Source organism: Ramlibacter sp. GS1-15, assembly GCF_057785015.1.
The window spans coordinates 2,298,017-2,313,198 of record NZ_JBYNTU010000001.1; the positions used below are offsets into that span (position 1 = coordinate 2,298,017).

Genomic DNA, 15,182 nt, shown 5'->3' on the forward strand with positions numbered 1-15,182 from the left:
AGCGGGCGTCCTCAGGGCAGCGCCGGCGCCTCGCGAGCGACCGGCACATAGGCCATCGCTCCACCACGCGCGACGAGCAGTGCCACGATGCTCGCGCCGGATGAACGGGCCAGCGCGGCATCGAAATCGTCCACCGTGCCGACCGGCAACGCGTTGATCCCGACGATCCGGTCGCCGCGCTCCAGCCCCGCCAGGAGCGCCGAGCCCGTCGCGCTCTCCACGTAAAGGCCGGCGGGCATTCCGCCTTGCTCCTTCAGGACGGCGAGGGTCAGGCCCAGGCGCGTCTCCTTGGGTCGCTCGCCCAGCCCCGGCAACGGGCTGGCCGCGGGATCCGCCGCGACGACGTCGATCCCGATCCGCCGCATCGCGGCATCGCGCCAGACCTGGGCCTGCAGCCGGGTGCCCGGCGCGGTGGCGGCGAGCCGCGCCTCGACCGCGGCATGCGACAGACGCTCGCCGCTCGCGAAGCCGAGGATGACGTCGCCCGCGCGCAATCCGGCCCTGGCGGCCGAGCCTTGCGCGTCCACGCGCACGACCAGTGCGCCTGCCGCGTCGCCCAGCCCGAACGCACGCGCGAGGTCCGGCGTGAGGGGCTGCGTATGCGTGCCGATCTCGCCGCCGCGCCTCGGCCCGCTCGTCCTGAGCGCAGCGGCGATGCGCATCAGCTCGTCCACCGGGAGCGCGAAGGAGATGCCGACGTAGATGCCCGTCGCCGAGAAGATCATCGTGCTCATGCCGACCAGGTCGCCCTGCGCGTCGAACAGCGGGCCGCCGGAGCTGCCGGGATTGAGGGCCACGTCGCTCTGGATCAGCCCGATGCTGCTGCCGTGCAGGTACCGCGGATACGCGCTCACCACGCCGGCGGTCACCGTGCGGTCGAACCCGAACGGCGTGCCGATGGCAACGACCCATCCCCCCGGACAGATCGCCGGCTCGCCGGTCGACATCTGCACGACGGGTGCCCCCGCAAGCGGCACCTTCAGCAAGGCGACGTCGTGCGGGCGGTCCATGGCGATCACGCTGGCACGCAGCCGCTGGCCGCCGGCGGTGACGACCCAGATCTCGCGCGCATCGAACACCGCATGCGCACTGGCCAGCAGCTGCCCGTCCGGCCGGATGAAGAAGCCCGAGGAGAACGTGCGCTCGACGGCCTCGCCGCCGGGCAGCGGCAATCCCTGCATCGGCTGGAAGAACTCGAAGCCCTGCGCCTCCTCGGCCGGATCGCGGCTCGCGCGCAGCACCACCACCTGCACCACCGCGGGCCCATTGCGCTGCACGACCCGGGCGAAGCCCTCGCGCGGCAAGGCGGCGGCTTCCGTGGCTGCGCAGGACGGCGCCGCGCCCACGCCGCCGGCGGCAAGCGCAAGCAGCGCGGCGAGGACAAAGGGACCGACGTGCCGCATCATCGTTGGAACACGTAGGTGCCGGGCGCGGCCGTCGCTTCGGATGCCGGAAGCAGCGGCCGCACGCGGCGGGCGCGCACCTCGCCGGACGAGTGATCGTGCAGCCAGCGGTGCCACGCGGGCCACCACGAGCCCGCGTGCGCCGAGCTGCGCTGCCGCCAGTCCTGCGGGTCCCGCGGCGCCTCGTGCGGCTCCGTGTGGGCACGGCGATAGCTTGCTTCGGCGCTGCGCGACGGGCCCTCCGGGGGACTGACGATGCCGACGTTGTGTCCGCCGGAGACGAGCACGAAGTCCACCGGCGAATGCACGAGGTGGTGGATCTTGTAGACGGACCGCCAGGGGGAGACATGGTCGCGCTCGGTCCCCACGAGGAACATCGGCGCCTGGATGCGCGTGAGATCGACCGCGCGCCCGTCGATCCGGAAGCGCCCTTGCGCGAGGTCGTTGTGCAGGTAGAGGTGGCGCAGGTACTCGGCGTGCATGCGCGCCGGCAACCGGGTGGCGTCCGCGTTCCAGGCGCGCAGCGCAGTCATCGGCGAGCGCGCACCCATCAGGTACTCGTGCACGAGCTTGGACCAGACCAGGTCCTTCGAGTTGATCAGCTGGAACGCGCCGGCCATCTGCACGCCGTCCAGGTAGCCGTGCTCGGCCATGAGGTCCTCGAGGAAGGCGATCTGGCTCTCGTCCATGAACAGTCCCAGCTCGCCGGGCTCCTCGAAGTCGACCTGCGCGGCCAGCAGGGTGATCGTCCCCAGGAGATTCCGCCCCTCGTCGGCCAGCATGGCTGCGGCGATCGCCAGCAGCGTGCCGCCCAGGCAGTACCCCATCGCGTGGATCGCCGCGGACGGGCACAGCTTGCGAACGGCCGCGACCGTTTCGAGGACGCCCTGCTCCACGTAGTCCTGCATGCCCAGGCCGGCGTCGTCACTGTCCGGGTTGCGCCACGACACCATGAACACCGTGTGGCCCTGCTGCACGAGGTACTTCACCAGCGAATCCTGCGGCGTGAGGTCGAGGATGTAGAACTTCATGATCCACGACGGGATGATGAGGACCGGCTCCTTGCCCACCTGCGGGGTGGCGGGCTCGTACTGCAGCAGTTCGACGAGGTGATTGCGCATCACCACCTTGCCGGGAGTGGCTGCGACGGCCTCTCCAACCTTGAAATCCTCCACCCCGCGGGGGCTGCCGCCGGTGGCCACGGCCATGGCGTCGTGGGTCCAGTTCGCGAAGCCGGACGCGAGGTTCTGCCCGCCCGTCCTCCACGTTTCTGCCAGCACTTGCGGATTGGTCGCGATGAAGTTCGACGGCGAGCACATGTCCAGCCACTGGCGTGCGACGAACGACACGACGTCTTCATGGTGCGCCGAGACACCGCGCACGCCGGCCGTCGCCTCGTCCCACCATCGCTCCTGGAGCAGGAAGGCCTGCGCCAGCGCACTCCATGGCAGCGCATCCCATTCCTCGCGGGTGAAGCGCTTGTCCTGCTCGCGCGGTGTCACGCACTCCTTGCACCGCCGGCCCTGCATCGACTGCAGGACGAAGCGCCACCATTGGGCCGCCTCGCGTGCCGCGCTGCCGGCCAGCTCCATCCGCTTCGAAGGCGAGGTCAGCAGGTGGACGAACCAGTCGCTGCCGGCCTGCGCGAGCGATGCCGGGGAGATGCCGTTGAACAGTCGCGCAATGGCCAGCTTGAGCGGCACGTCCAGAGGCGCGGGCCCATGCCCTGACGGGGAGACTGACATGAAGCAATGCTGAGCCCGGCCCGATCCACGCGAGTTGCGCGAGATCAAGCACGCCCCAACGGACGCTGACTACATTGGGTTCGGCGTCGCGAGGCGCACTCCTACCACTTCGTTTCGAGAGGAAACTGCCATGAGCAACCTGCGCGTTTTCGATCCTCTGTTCTCCGACAACTTCGATGCGGCGATGCGACGCTTCTTCGCGCCCACGCCGTTCGACACGGACATCCAGCCGCTGAAGATGCGTATCGACGTGACCGAAAGCGAAGGCGCCTACACCGTGAAGGCGGACATTCCCGGCGTGAAGAAGGAAGACATCAGCGTGCGCGTCGACGGCAACGTCGTGCAGATCGATGCGCAGACCCGGAGCGAGAAGGAAGAGAAGACCAACGGCGAGAAGGTGCTGCGCAGCGAGCGCTACTACGGCACGATCTCGCGCACCTTCAGCGTGGCCGACGACATCGACGAGGCCAAGGTCGAGGCGAAGTACGCCGACGGCGTCCTGAGCCTTCAGCTGCCCAAGCGCGGATCGGCGGGCAGCAAGAAGATCGCCATCCAGTAGGACGGCAGCCGTGGACGCGGCACCGGGGAGGCTGGGCGAGCCGGTGCTGCGGGCGCGCGGCCTCACGAAAACCTACAGCAGCGGCGAAACCGCCGTGCAGGCGCTGCAGGCCGTGGACCTCGACGTCTTCAGCGGGGAATTCATGGTGCTGCTCGGAGCTTCCGGCAGCGGCAAGTCGACGCTGCTGAACATCCTCGGCGGGCTGGATCGCCCGACGGCGGGCGAGATCTCGTTCCAGGACCATGCGCTCGCGAGCGCGACCGACGACGAGCTGACGCGTTACCGGCGCGAGCACGTCGGCTTCGTCTTCCAGTTCTACAACCTGATTCCCAGCCTCACGGTGGCCGAGAACGTCGCGCTGGTGACCGACATCGCACTGCACCCGATGCCGGTCGACGAGGCGATCGCGCTGGTCGCGCTCACACCGCGCCGCGACCACTTCCCTTCGCAGCTGTCCGGCGGCGAGCAGCAGCGCGTGGCCATCGCCCGCGCCATCGCCAAGCGGCCGCAACTGCTGCTGTGCGACGAGCCCACCGGGGCGCTGGACTACGCGACCGGCAAGCTGGTGCTGGACGTCATCGCCCAGATCAACCGTGAACTGGGCACCACCGCCCTGATCATCACGCACAACGCGGCGATCGCCGGCATGGCCGATCGCATCGTGCGGCTGGCCGACGGCCGCATCGCCAGCGTGGAGAAACCGGCGCGCCGCCTCACGCCCGCGGAGCTGTCGTGGTGATGAAAGCCCTCGATCGCAAGGTCCTGCGCGACCTGCGCCTCCTGTGGAGCCAGGCGCTCACCATCGCACTGGTCGTCGCCAGCGGCATCGGTGGCTTCGTCGCGAGCCTGTCGGCGGTGGAGTCGCTGGCGGGCGCTCGCGACGGCTTCTACGCGGCGGGGCATTTCGCCGACGTGTTCGCAAGCGTCAAGCGCGCGCCCGATGCCGTCGCGCAGCGCCTGGCCGAGATTCCCGGCGTGCTGGACGTGCAGTCCACCGTGGAGGCACCGGCGCGCATTTCGGTGCCCGGCAGCACGGAACCCGCGATGGGGAACCTGATCGGGCGCGACCCGCGCCGGCCGCAGCGCCTGAACCTCGTCGTGCTGCGCTCCGGTCAGTGGCCCGAAGCGGGTTCGCACGGCGCCGAACTGCAGGCGGTCGTGACCGAAAGCTTCGCGCAGGCGCACCGCCTCGAGCCCGGCAGCACGGTGTCGGCGCTCGTGAACGGCAAGCGCCGCACGCTGCGCATCACCGGCACGGCGCTGTCGCCCGAATACATCTTCGGCGGCATCATGGGCATGCCCGACCTGCGCGCCTTCGGCGTGTTCTGGGTGGACCAGGACGAACTCGCCGCCGCGATGGACATGACGGGCGCGTTCAACCGCGTGTCGATCAAGCTCGCGCCGCACGCGTCCGAGCCCGCCGTGATCGACGCCGTCACGCGGCGGCTGTCGGCGCTGGGGGGCATGCCTGCGCATGGCCGCGACGAGCAGCAGTCGCACGCCATGCTGAACAACGAGATCAAGGAGCAGCGCGTGCTCGGCACGGTGCTGCCCGGGATCTTCGTCGCGGTCGCGGGATTCCTGCTGCACGTCGTCACCGCGCGGCTGGTGGCCACCCAGCGCGAGCAGGTGGCGGCCCTGAAGGCGCTGGGCTATGGCAACGGCGCCATCGCCCTGCACTACCTGAAGCTCGTCACGCCGATGGTCGCGGGCGGCTACCTGCTTGGCCTGGCCCTGGGGGACGGGCTGGGTTCGCTGATCACCGGGCTGTACGCGGACTTCTTCCGCTTCCCGAGCTTCGAGCACCGCATCCCGCCCGCGCTGGCGGCGATCGGCCTGCTCATCGTCGCCGCGACGGCCATGCTGGGCACGCTCACCGCCATCGCCGCCACCGTGAGGCTCTCGCCGGCCGAGGCGATGCGGCCGCCCGCACCGGGGCGGTTTCGCCGCGCACTGCTGGAGCGCATTCCGCACCTGCGGCCCGGTCCTGCCCTGCGCATGATCCTGCGCAACATCGAGCGGCGTCCCCTGCGCGCGGCGGTGACGACGGGCGGGATCGCGGCCGCGGTCGCGATCGTGATCCTCGGCAACTTCTTCCGCGACGCGATCGAGGTGATCGTCGACACCCAGTTCAATCTCTCGATGCGCAGCGACGTGATCGTCTGGACCATGGACACCGTGCAGGCCGGCGCGGCGCGCGAGCTCGCCCGCGTGCCCGGCGTGCTGCAGGTCGAGCCGGGCCGCCGGGTCGCCGTGCGATTCATCCACGGCTCGGCCAGCGAGAACGGCATGATCGACGGCTATGTGCCGGGCGCGCAGCTGCAGCGGGTCATCGACGCCGACGGACGCCGGGCGCTGCCCGGCCAGGGCGGGCTCCTGATGACGGACCGCCTGGCCGAGAAGCTGCACCTTCGGCCCGGGGACACCGTCACCGTGGAAGTACGCGAGGGTCGGCGCGAGGTGCGCGACGTCGTGGTCGAGCGCACGGTGTCGAACATGATGGGGCTGTTCGCGTTCATGGAGCGCGAGCCGCTGAACCGGCTGCTCGGCGAAGGCGACGCGGTCAACTTCTTCGGCCTGCGCATCGCCGCCGGCTCGCTGGCGCCGGTGCTCGAGTCGACCCAGGCCCTGCCCAAGGTCGCGGGGGCGTTCAGCAAGGCGACGATGGTGCGCAACATGCGCGAGATCAGCGCGCGCAACGTGCTGATCATGAGCTCCATCCTGACGGCGTTCGCCGCCGTCATCGCGGTGGGCGTGGTCTACAACAACGCGCGGATCGCGCTGGCCGAGCGCACCTGGGAGCTCGCCAGCCTGCGCGTGCTGGGCTTCACGCGGGCGGAGGTTTCGCTGCTGCTGCTGGGCGAGCTGGCGATCGTGATCGCGATCGCGCTGCCCGTCGGCATGGCGATGGGATGGGGCCTGGCGCATCTGCTCGTCCAGGCCGTGCGATCCGACCAGTTCATGTTCCCCGTGGACATCCGGGCCCGCACCTACGCGTGGGGCGCGATCGCGGTACTCGGCGCGGGCGCGGCGAGCGCGCTCGTCGTGCGCCGCCGCATCGACCGGCTGGACATGGTGGCCGCACTCAAGACAAGGGAATGAAGATGCACATGCCCACCTGGCTCACCCGCCGCAACGCGCTGGCCGCCGTTGCCGCCGCCGCTCTTGCGGGCGCGCTCGCCGCCGCGTTCGCGCCGCGCCCCGTCGAAGTCGAGACCGCGCTGGTCGAGCGCGGCCGTTTCGAGCAGGCGATCGAGGAGGACGGCCGCACGCGCCTGAAGGAGCGCTACACCATCTCGGCGCCCGTGACCGCGCGCATCGCCCGCATCGCACTGCGCGAAGGCGATGCCGTTTCATCGGGCGATGCCGTGGCCGTGCTCACGCCGGTGGTTCCCGGCATGGTCGACGAGCGCGCCTCGCGCGAGGCGCAGGCGCGCCTGCGCGCGGCCGATGCGGGCGTCGCGCTCGCTTCGGCCCGCGTCGAGCGCGCGCGCATCGCGCAGGAAGAAGCGCGGCTGGAACTGCAGCGCACCGAGAAGCTGGCCCGCGAGGGCTACATGTCGCCGGCGCGCCTGGACAGTGCGCGGCTCGCGCTGGACGGCGCCCGGCGGGAATACGACGCCGTCCTCGCCCAGCGCGACGTCGCGGCGCACGAACGCGCCCAGGCCGCGGCGATCCTGCAGCCCGTGAATGCGGTCGCGACGGGCCAGCCGCTCGTCGTGCGCTCGCCCGTGGCGGGGCTGGTCCTGCGGGTGCCGCAGCCGAGCGAAGGCACGGTGGCCGCCGGCACGGCCCTGCTGGATGTCGGCGACCCGGCGCGCATGGAAGTGATCGCGCAGCTGCTCACCACCGATGCCGTGCAGGCCCGCCCGGGCACGCCGGTGTCGCTCGAGCGGTGGGGTGGCCCGCCCGTCGCAGCGACCGTGCGCCTCGTCGAGCCGGCCGCATTCACGAAGGTGTCGGCCTTGGGCATCGAGGAGCAGCGCGTGAACGTGGTGATGGACGTGCCGCAGCCGCCGCCCGCATGGCGCAGCATGGGCGATGGCTTCCGGGTCACGGCGCGGGTGATCGTCGCAGCCGCCGACGGCGCCGTGCTCGTCCCGGTGGGCGCGCTCTTTCCGTACGCCGACGGCGGCACGGCGGTCTATCGCATCGAGGGCGCGCACGCCCGGCTGCGGCCCGTCGAGCTCCATGCCCGCAACGGCACGGCGGGCTGGGTGCGCAGCGGGCTCGCCCCGGGCGACCAAGTGGTCGTCTATCCGCCGCCCGCCCTGCAGGACGCCAAGCGCGTGAAGGTGCGCCGGCCCTGACGCACGGACCGCGGACGGCGGTCCCGTGTCCCTCTGCCGGATCGCGCCTCAGCGCGTCGACCGTGAGCCCGCGACACCGGCCTTGGCGGCCGGTCGCGCGTGATCCGGCTTCCGGCCGGTGCTGATGCCAAGCAGTCCGTAGATCGGGCACCAGCGTGCCACGCCGGTCACGATGAGCACCAGGCCGATCACGCCCCAGGCGCCGATCTCACCCAGCGCCATCAACGTGACGAGCGCCAGGCCCACCCCGATCCTGATGATGAGGTCGAGGTTGCCGACGTTGACCTTGAGTTTCATGCGAGTCTCCTTCGGGTCAGACCGCCTCGGGCGACCACGTCACCGGACGCACCGGCGGCGCGTCCGCGGGCACTTGCAGGGCCCTGCCGAACGCCTCGACCGCGGCCGCGCAACTGCCGTCGCCGACCTCACGGGCCGTCACGACCTCGGCGAGCACCGGGTCCTTGCCCAGGACTTGCGCGATTTCGGCCACGGCATTCGAAGCACCGCGGCCGCCCATCGTCGTGAGCACGGCCGCGCGCTTGATCCATGCCCGGTTGGCGGCGACGAAGCTGCGCATCGGGCCGGCGAGCTGCCCCAGCCAGATCGGCGCGACGAGCACGACGGTGCCGAAGTCCGCGATCTCCGGTCCCTGGTACGACACCGCTGGGCGCCGGTGGAACAGGGAATCCGCCGCGCACCGCAGGAATCCCCATGTCCCGCTCGAACGGGGATGTTTCTCGACCACCTCGCCGACGGGCCAGTCGCGCTGTGCGGCGAGCAACTGCGCCAGGCGGCGCGAGTTGCCGGTGTAGGAGTAGAAGACGATCAGGGTGCCGGCCATGGGAAACCTCCTCGGCAAGTCTCATGAATGGGTCCACGATAGGCGGCGCGCACGCCTGCGCTTTTGATGCCGGTCAACCGCGGCGTAGAACCGCAGCTTCACGACCTCGAGCAGGACCAGGTAGGTTGCCGTCATCGCGGCGAGCACGGCATAGAAGAGCGGCGGCAAGGGCACCAGCCCGAAGACCGCACCCAGGGGCGTGAAGGGCAACCCCAGTGCCAGCGCAAGGACGGCGGCGGCCGCGGCCACCAGCACCCGGTGCGGCCGGCCCTGCAGCGCGTGGCCGCGCGTGCGGATGACGAACACCGCCAGCACCTGCGTCGCGAGCGACTCGATGAACCAGCCCGAGCGGAACTGCTGCACGCTCGCGTGCAGCGTGAGCAGCAGGAGGCCGAACGTGAGCACGTCGAAGAGCGAGCTCACCGGGCCGATGATGAACATGAAGCGGCGCACCAGCTGAAGGTCCCAGCGCTGCGGACCGGCAGTGTCCTGCGGATCGACCCGATCCATCGGCAGGGCCGCGGACGCGAAGTCGTACAGCAGGTTGTTCAGCAGGATCTGCACGGGCAGCATCGGCAGGAACGTGAGGAACACCGCCGCGGCGGCCATGCTGGCCATGTTGCCGAAATTGGAGCTCGTGCCCAGCAGGATGTACTTGCGCGTGTTGGCGAAGGTGCGCCGGCCCTCGGTGACCGCAGCGTTCAGGACGTCCAGTCCATGACGCAGCAGGATGAGATCGGCGGATGCGCGCGCCGTGTCGGCCGCGGTGTCCACCGAGATGCCGACATCCGCGCTGTGAAGCGCGGGTGCGTCGTTGATGCCGTCGCCGAGATAGCCCACGACGTGGCCGTTGCTGCGCAATGCCCGGATGACGCGGTTCTTCTGGATGGGATCGACGCGGCAGAACAGGTTCGCGCCGCGCACGCGCCGCGCCAGCGCCCGGTCGTCCAGCGTCGCGATCTCGTGCCCGAGCAGCACCCCCTTGACCTGCATGCCGAGGGATTCGCACAAGTGGCACGTGACGAGTTCGCTGTCGCCGGTGACGATGTTCACGCGAACGCCGTGTGCGCGCAGGCTGGCCAGTGCCTGCGCCGCATCCTGGCGCGGCGGATCGAGGAACACCGCGAACCCGGCGAACACCAGTTGCTCTTCGTCCTGGATGCTCGCGTCGGACAGCGTGGGTGCGACGGCCTTGTAGGCGACACCGAGCACCCGGAAACCGGCCGCCTCCAGCTTGGCCAGGGTGGCTTGCGCCTGGCCGCGCGCCGCGTCGGTCCAGATGCATTCGCGCCCGCCGGATTCGAAGCGGTCGCAGTGCAGCAGCACGTCGGCGGGAGCGCCCTTGACGCTGAGGCGCCGCTGCCCGTTCTTCTCCAGCAGCACGGACAGCCGGCGTCGCTCGAAGTCGAACGGCACTTCGTCGATCTTCGTCCACCCGCTCGCATCCCCACCGGGATGTTCCAGGATTGCGTCCTCCAGCGGCGTGCGGATGCCCGACTCGAAATGGCTGTTGAGGAACGCGTTCTCGAGCACCGCGGCGCTGTCGGCGCCCGCGATGTCCACGCACCGCACGAGGCCGATGCGCGCTTCGGTCAGCGTGCCGGTCTTGTCGGTGCACAGCACGTCCATCGAGCCGAGGTTGTGGATGGCCGACAGCCGCTTGACGATCACCTGTTCGCGCGCCAGCCGCAGCGCCCCGCGCGAGAGGCTCACGGTGACCACCATGGGCAGCAGCTCGGGCGTGAGGCCGACGGCCAGTGCCAGCGCGAACAGGAACGACTCCAGCCACGGCCGATGCGCGAGCCCGCCGACCAGCACCACGAAGAGCACCAGCAGCACCGTGATGCGCATGATCATCAGGCCGAAGGCGCGCAGGTCGTTCTCGAAGGCGAGGTCTTCGCGATCGGCTTCGACCAGCGTGGCCACTTCGCCCATGCGCGTCAGCTCACCCGTGCGGCAGACCACGAACGTCCCCGTGCCCGACAGCACGCTGCTGCCCATCAGGAGCACGACCGGCGACGACTCGAGCGCGACCTGCGGCACAGCCCCGCCCGCCTTCTTCTCGACCGGGAAGGACTCGCCCGTGAGCGCGGATTGCTGCACGAAGAGGTCCTGGGATTCGAGCAGCAGGCCGTCGCCGGGCACCTGCGAGCCGGCGGCCACGCGCACGATGTCACCCGGGACCAGGCTGGAAACGGGCACGCGCTGCTCCACCCCGCCGCGCAACACGCGCGCGGTGAGCGCGACCTGCTCACCCAGGCGCGCGGCGGCATCCTCCGCGCGTTTTTGCTGGAAGTGATCCAGCGCGAGGCTCAGCAGCACGACGACGCCGATGATCCAGGCGCTCGCGCCTTCGCCGGTGGACATGGACACGAGCCCGGCTGCCAACAGCACCAGCAGGAGCGGGTTGCGCAGGCGCCGCCCGAGTTCGCGCATCACCCGACGGCGGCGCGCAGGCGCGAAGCGGTTCGGCCCCCATTGCTTCAGCCGCCGCGCCGCCTCGTCCGCGCCCAGCCCCGCCTTCGAGCTGGCGAGCAGGCGCAGAAGCTCGCGCGGGTCCAGGTGCCACCAGTCGGCGGCCGGCCATGCCGCGTCCACGGGCTCGATGCGTGCTCGATCCATCCGCCGACGTTAGGGCGCGCGCGAACGATCCGGTTGACCGAAGTCAAGGTCGCGCGGCACACATTGGCGAGACTGTTTTGGCCACCTCGAAAAAGGAGCTTCACCATGAACACACGAATCCGCGCAACCCGCCACGGGCACCCGGGTGACGAGCGCATCCCGTTCGCCCTCGCCGAGCACCCGGAAATGGAAGTCGGCGCGCAGGCCACCGACATCATGTTCCGCGGCTTCGAGGCGATACGAAAACTCCAGGAGCGCACCGCGCAGGAATCGCTGAAGCGGCACGCGGCGGTCTCGCGCCGGATGAAGGCGCCGATCGAGCCGGCCAACCTCCTGCTGGCGCACGCGCAGCTGTTGGGCGAAGACGTCAATGCGGCTGCGCGCTGCTGGGAGGAAATCGGTTCGGTGGCGCTCGAGATGCAGGCCCAGTTGGCCGCGTGCTGCACGCAGATGGTCGACAGCGGCAAGGTGATGCAGGCCGTCGCGTCGCTCGGCCACTGAGATCGCAGACCGATCAGTGCGCCATCAGCACCGGGACGGTCATCGATTCCAGCACGGTCCGCGTGACGCCGCCCAGCAGCCACTCCCGCCCGCGGCTGTGGCCGTAGCAACCCATGACCAGCAGGTCCACCGAGAGGTCGCACGCGCGCGACAGCAGCAGCTCGCCCACGTGCGCGGTCTCATCGGGTCCCTGATGCTGGACGTCCGCCTCGACTCCGTGCGTGCGCAGGTAGTGCTTCAGGTCCAGGCTCGCGTCAGCGGACTGATCTTCTTCGCCCCACGCCAGCACCACGACGCTGTCCGCCCGCTGCAGCAGCGGCATCGCCCCGCTGACGGCCCGAGCGGCTTCCCGCGTGGGCTTCCAGGCGATCGCGACTTTCGAGAGGTTGCCAGGCTCTCCGGCGAACGGAACCACCAGCGCCGGCTTGCCGCTGCCGGTGACGACCGAGGACAGGAAATCGGGCGGCGACCCCAGCGCTTTCGGATCATCGGAACCATCGTGCTGGCCCAGGACCAGCAGGTCCGCATAGAGCGATTGCTGCGTGAACGCGCCGATGATGTCCACGTCCTTGACGCGGCCCCACGTCACTTGCGGGCCGGGCTCGGCCAGCACGGCATCGAAGAGGCGCCTCGCCGAGGCCAGCCGCTCCTCGTCCAGGGCCGATAGCTGTTCGATCAGGATCGCCGGGACGTCGGGAGCCGCCAGCGCCATTTCATAGGCCGGCCGCACCGCATACAGCGCCGCTGCACAGGCGCCATGCGCCGCGGCCAGGTGTCGGGCCAGCGACAGCCTCGTCGCTGCACGCGGCGTGTCGTCGATGTGAACCAGCAGTTGTCGATAAGAGCTCATCATGGTCTTCTCCCGGTTGGAGGCATGGAGGGCGCGCGGTGCGGCAGGTAGGGCGCGGGCGCCCAGTCCGGTCGGTCCGTGCGGTCGCTGTCGACCACCACGACATAGCGGCCGGGTTGATCGACGGGTTCGCGGTCCGCCGCGAGCACCCACAGGTGCTGCCCGGTTTCGGCCGCGAGGTCGTAGGCGGCGTCGATGAGGCCGTAGTGATCGACCAGGCGGTTGACGGTGGCCGGGATGCGGATGCAGCCCTTCGATTGCGCCGTGCCGAGCCGCTGCTCGAGCGCGTCCGGATCGGTCGCGTGCATCTGCAGCCGCATTTCGATGACATCGCCGTCGCCCCAGCCCTTGGGCACGCGCTGCCATCCGAGGTCGAACACGCGCATGCCCTTGCGGCCGTAGCCGCGGATTCCATTCTCGTTGAGAGTGCCTTCCGAGCGAAAGTCCATGTTCGCCGGCGTGTGATCGAAGACGCCCAGCGGCGTTTCGAAATGGTCGAACGAACCCGGCCGGCCCGTCGAGACGGGAGACGCGCCCACCAGCCGCCAATCGCCCTCGGCGGAACGCCAGAAGACGAATAGTGCCTGCACCCACGGGCTGCGATCCACTGTCACGACGTACTGGGGTCCGGCCAGAGCGATCCCCGCCCGCTCGAATGCCGCCTCGGTCAGCTTCGCGTAGCTGCTGACCTCGGCCGCAGGCACTTCGAGGCGGCGATCCACGGTGGCTGCGTACACCTGACCCAGGGCGTCGACCGCGACGCCTGCCCCGGTTACACGCGGGGCCAGCAGCGCGAGCGCGCACAGCGGCAACACAAGGCGAATGACCCCGCGGGCGATGGACAACCTCATGCAGACCGATTCTGGGCAGCGGTCATTCCCTCGGGCTTGATCCTTGTCAAGGCGCGGCTTCAGTACGGCATCAGGTACCAGTACAGGACGACGCAGAGCAGCAAGATCGCGAGCGCCGCGATCGCCACGAGAACGATGATGCCCATACTCATTGCGACGCCACCATCCCGAAGGCCGGATACATGATCCGGCGGGCCTGCGGCACGCTCAGCACCGCGCGTTCATCGGCCTCGCGTGCGATGCCGGCACGCAGCGCACGCGCGAGCCCGGCGAGCTCTTCGGCGATCGCGCCCACCAGGTCATCGAACGACACCAATCCCACGACGCTGCCCGCGGCGTCCACGACCAGCAGCCGCCGCACTCCGGCCACCTGCATGGACGAGATCGCCTCGTGCACGCTGGCATCCTTGCCGACCGCCCGCAGCGGCGACTTGGCCAGGTCGCCGACGCGCACGTCCGATGCCGTCCGCGCGCGGCCGACGATCTCCAGGGCAAGGTCGCGATCGGTGACCAGGCCCAGGACATTGGGCGGATCGTCATTCGTCACGACGGCCAGCGCGCCGACGTGGTGTTCGCACATCAACGCCGCGGCCTCGGCAACGGGCGCATCCGCGGCGATGGCGATGACAGGGTACTTGCACAAGGAGCCGATATCCATGATTTCTCCTGCGAGGCCGAGTCGGGATCGACATGGTCACTTTGGTGGATACACGACGCGTCGCATATGACCTGCATCAACTCGCACACGGACCGCGCTCCTACAGTGAAGCGGCGCACGCAGTTGTGTGCACGAGCGGAGCAACCCCATGAAATCTGATCTCGAACTCAAGACCGATGTCACTGACGAGCTGCGATGGGATCCGGCGGTGGATGCCACCAAGGTCGGTGTAGCCGTGCGCGACGGTATCGTCACGCTCAGCGGCCAGGTGGACACTTACGCGCAGAAGCATGCCGCCGAGCGCGCCGCGATGCGGGTGGCGGGCGTGCGCGGTATCGCGCTCGACGTGGAAGTGCACCTGGCGCCCGATGGCAAGCGCTCGGACACGGAGATCGCGCAGGCGGCCCTGCATGCCCTGCGCTGGCACTCGCTGGTTCCCAACGACAAGGTCCAGGTCGAAGTCGAGAATGGCTATGTCACCCTCCGGGGCGAAGTGGACTGGAACTACCAGCGCGCGAGCGCCGAGCAGTGCATCCGCCCACTCATCGGCGTCACCGGCGTCCACAACCTGGTCACGATCACGGCGCGAGCGAATGCCGATGACATCGGAGCGCAGATCATCGCCGCGTTGCGGCGGCACGCCCTGCGTGAGGCGAATCACATCCGCGTCGGCGTCGAAGGCGGTGTGGTCACGCTCACGGGCCAGGTCGATTCGCTGCCGGAACACGACGCCGTGGTCGGCACGGCCTATGCGGCCAGTGGGGTTTCCCGCGTCGTCGACAAGCTCCAGATCGGCAGTTCGCACCGCGCGAGCGCGGTCGCCTGATCCCTCGCCGGAGGCT

14 protein-coding genes are annotated in these 15,182 nt (G+C 70.0%); 6 read left to right on the forward strand and 8 right to left on the reverse strand.

Going from position 1 to position 15,182, the window contains the following annotated elements; genetic code table 11:
- Positions 1–11 precede the first annotated feature (11 nt).
- Positions 12–1,406 carry a trypsin-like peptidase domain-containing protein gene (locus AC3EF3_RS11555; RefSeq protein ID WP_488532298.1) on the reverse strand — a complete coding sequence of 465 codons (1,395 nt, stop codon included), beginning with the start codon at positions 1,404–1,406 and terminating at the stop codon, positions 12–14.
- Positions 1,403–3,148, reverse strand: coding sequence for a PHA/PHB synthase family protein (locus AC3EF3_RS11560; RefSeq protein ID WP_488532299.1), 1,746 nt, complete (start codon positions 3,146–3,148; stop codon positions 1,403–1,405). The genes AC3EF3_RS11555 and AC3EF3_RS11560 overlap by 4 nt, the downstream gene beginning before the upstream one ends.
- Positions 3,149–3,278: 130 nt before the next feature.
- Between AC3EF3_RS11560 and AC3EF3_RS11565 the strand changes: the two genes are divergently transcribed.
- From AC3EF3_RS11565 to AC3EF3_RS11580, 4 genes are read left to right on the forward strand one after another with little or no spacing between them, the layout of a single operon-like run.
- Positions 3,279–3,707, forward strand: coding sequence for an Hsp20/alpha crystallin family protein (locus AC3EF3_RS11565; RefSeq protein ID WP_488532300.1), 429 nt, complete (start codon positions 3,279–3,281; stop codon positions 3,705–3,707).
- 10 nt (positions 3,708–3,717) lie between these two features.
- Positions 3,718–4,446, forward strand: a complete 729-nt coding sequence (locus AC3EF3_RS11570; protein ID WP_488532301.1) for an ABC transporter ATP-binding protein — start codon at positions 3,718–3,720, stop codon at positions 4,444–4,446.
- Positions 4,446–6,809, forward strand: coding sequence for an FtsX-like permease family protein (locus AC3EF3_RS11575; RefSeq protein ID WP_488532302.1), 2,364 nt, complete (start codon positions 4,446–4,448; stop codon positions 6,807–6,809). Before AC3EF3_RS11570 ends, AC3EF3_RS11575 begins: the two co-directional genes overlap by 1 nt.
- 8 nt (positions 6,810–6,817) lie before the next feature.
- Positions 6,818–8,017, forward strand: a complete 1,200-nt coding sequence (locus AC3EF3_RS11580) for an efflux RND transporter periplasmic adaptor subunit (RefSeq protein ID WP_488532303.1) — start codon at positions 6,818–6,820, stop codon at positions 8,015–8,017.
- 48 nt (positions 8,018–8,065) lie between these two features.
- Here AC3EF3_RS11580 and AC3EF3_RS11585 read toward each other — a convergent pair whose 3' ends face one another.
- Genes AC3EF3_RS11585 through mgtA form a run of 3 tightly spaced genes read right to left on the reverse strand, consistent with a single transcriptional unit; the run spans position 8,066 to position 11,480 of the window.
- The gene (locus AC3EF3_RS11585) at positions 8,066–8,314 is read right to left on the reverse strand and encodes a YgaP family membrane protein (RefSeq protein WP_488532304.1); all 249 of its coding nucleotides are present in this window, start codon (positions 8,312–8,314) and stop codon (positions 8,066–8,068) included.
- Between the two features lie 16 nt (positions 8,315–8,330).
- On the reverse strand, positions 8,331–8,858 hold the full coding sequence (locus AC3EF3_RS11590) for a flavodoxin family protein (RefSeq protein WP_488532305.1): 528 nt from the start codon (positions 8,856–8,858) through the stop codon (positions 8,331–8,333).
- Positions 8,859–8,879: 21 nt separating this feature from the next.
- Positions 8,880–11,480: a magnesium-translocating P-type ATPase gene (gene mgtA / locus AC3EF3_RS11595; RefSeq protein WP_488532306.1), complete on the reverse strand. Its 2,601-nt coding sequence runs from the start codon at positions 11,478–11,480 to the stop codon at positions 8,880–8,882.
- 105 nt (positions 11,481–11,585) lie between these two features.
- On the opposite strand from mgtA, the gene AC3EF3_RS11600 reads away from it, so the two are divergent.
- Complete coding sequence (locus tag AC3EF3_RS11600; RefSeq protein WP_488532307.1) at positions 11,586–11,981, forward strand: hypothetical protein; 396 nt, start codon at positions 11,586–11,588, stop codon at positions 11,979–11,981.
- Positions 11,982–11,994: 13 nt separating this feature from the next.
- Here the strand turns inward: AC3EF3_RS11600 and AC3EF3_RS11605 are convergent, their stop codons facing one another.
- From AC3EF3_RS11605 to AC3EF3_RS11615, 3 genes are all read right to left on the reverse strand, one after another.
- On the reverse strand, positions 11,995–12,831 hold the full coding sequence (locus tag AC3EF3_RS11605; protein WP_488532308.1) for a universal stress protein: 837 nt from the start codon (positions 12,829–12,831) through the stop codon (positions 11,995–11,997).
- A complete protein-coding gene (locus tag AC3EF3_RS11610; protein ID WP_488532309.1) occupies positions 12,831–13,682 on the reverse strand; it encodes a L,D-transpeptidase in 852 nt (283 codons plus the stop codon). The genes AC3EF3_RS11605 and AC3EF3_RS11610 overlap by 1 nt, the downstream gene beginning before the upstream one ends.
- Before the next feature lie 148 nt (positions 13,683–13,830).
- Entirely contained in the window at positions 13,831–14,340 is a 510-nt protein-coding gene (locus AC3EF3_RS11615) for a CBS domain-containing protein (protein ID WP_488532310.1), read from the reverse strand.
- A 148-nt stretch (positions 14,341–14,488) separates the two neighbouring features.
- Here AC3EF3_RS11615 and AC3EF3_RS11620 point away from each other — a divergent pair, with 148 nt between their 5' ends.
- Positions 14,489–15,166: a BON domain-containing protein gene (locus AC3EF3_RS11620; RefSeq protein ID WP_488532311.1), complete on the forward strand. Its 678-nt coding sequence runs from the start codon at positions 14,489–14,491 to the stop codon at positions 15,164–15,166.
- The last annotated feature ends 16 nt before the right edge of the window (positions 15,167–15,182 follow it).

What these genes read in the sequence shown, in the direction of transcription:
- AC3EF3_RS11590 (WP_488532305.1), bottom strand. Translation starts at nt 8,858, where the DNA reads ATGGCCGGCACCCTGATCGTCTTCTACTCCTACACCGGCAACTCGCGC.
- AC3EF3_RS11620 (WP_488532311.1), top strand. Translation starts at nt 14,489, where the DNA reads ATGAAATCTGATCTCGAACTCAAGACCGATGTCACTGACGAGCTGCGA.
- AC3EF3_RS11580 (WP_488532303.1), top strand. Translation starts at nt 6,818, where the DNA reads ATGCCCACCTGGCTCACCCGCCGCAACGCGCTGGCCGCCGTTGCCGCC.
- mgtA (WP_488532306.1), bottom strand. Translation starts at nt 11,480, where the DNA reads ATGGATCGAGCACGCATCGAGCCCGTGGACGCGGCATGGCCGGCCGCC.
- AC3EF3_RS11555 (WP_488532298.1), bottom strand. Translation starts at nt 1,406, where the DNA reads ATGATGCGGCACGTCGGTCCCTTTGTCCTCGCCGCGCTGCTTGCGCTT.
- AC3EF3_RS11560 (WP_488532299.1), bottom strand. Translation starts at nt 3,148, where the DNA reads ATGTCAGTCTCCCCGTCAGGGCATGGGCCCGCGCCTCTGGACGTGCCG.
- AC3EF3_RS11615 (WP_488532310.1), bottom strand. Translation starts at nt 14,340, where the DNA reads ATGGATATCGGCTCCTTGTGCAAGTACCCTGTCATCGCCATCGCCGCG.
- AC3EF3_RS11575 (WP_488532302.1), top strand. Translation starts at nt 4,446, where the DNA reads ATGAAAGCCCTCGATCGCAAGGTCCTGCGCGACCTGCGCCTCCTGTGG.
- AC3EF3_RS11565 (WP_488532300.1), top strand. Translation starts at nt 3,279, where the DNA reads ATGAGCAACCTGCGCGTTTTCGATCCTCTGTTCTCCGACAACTTCGAT.
- AC3EF3_RS11605 (WP_488532308.1), bottom strand. Translation starts at nt 12,831, where the DNA reads ATGAGCTCTTATCGACAACTGCTGGTTCACATCGACGACACGCCGCGT.
- AC3EF3_RS11610 (WP_488532309.1), bottom strand. Translation starts at nt 13,682, where the DNA reads ATGAGGTTGTCCATCGCCCGCGGGGTCATTCGCCTTGTGTTGCCGCTG.
- AC3EF3_RS11585 (WP_488532304.1), bottom strand. Translation starts at nt 8,314, where the DNA reads ATGAAACTCAAGGTCAACGTCGGCAACCTCGACCTCATCATCAGGATC.
- AC3EF3_RS11600 (WP_488532307.1), top strand. Translation starts at nt 11,586, where the DNA reads ATGAACACACGAATCCGCGCAACCCGCCACGGGCACCCGGGTGACGAG.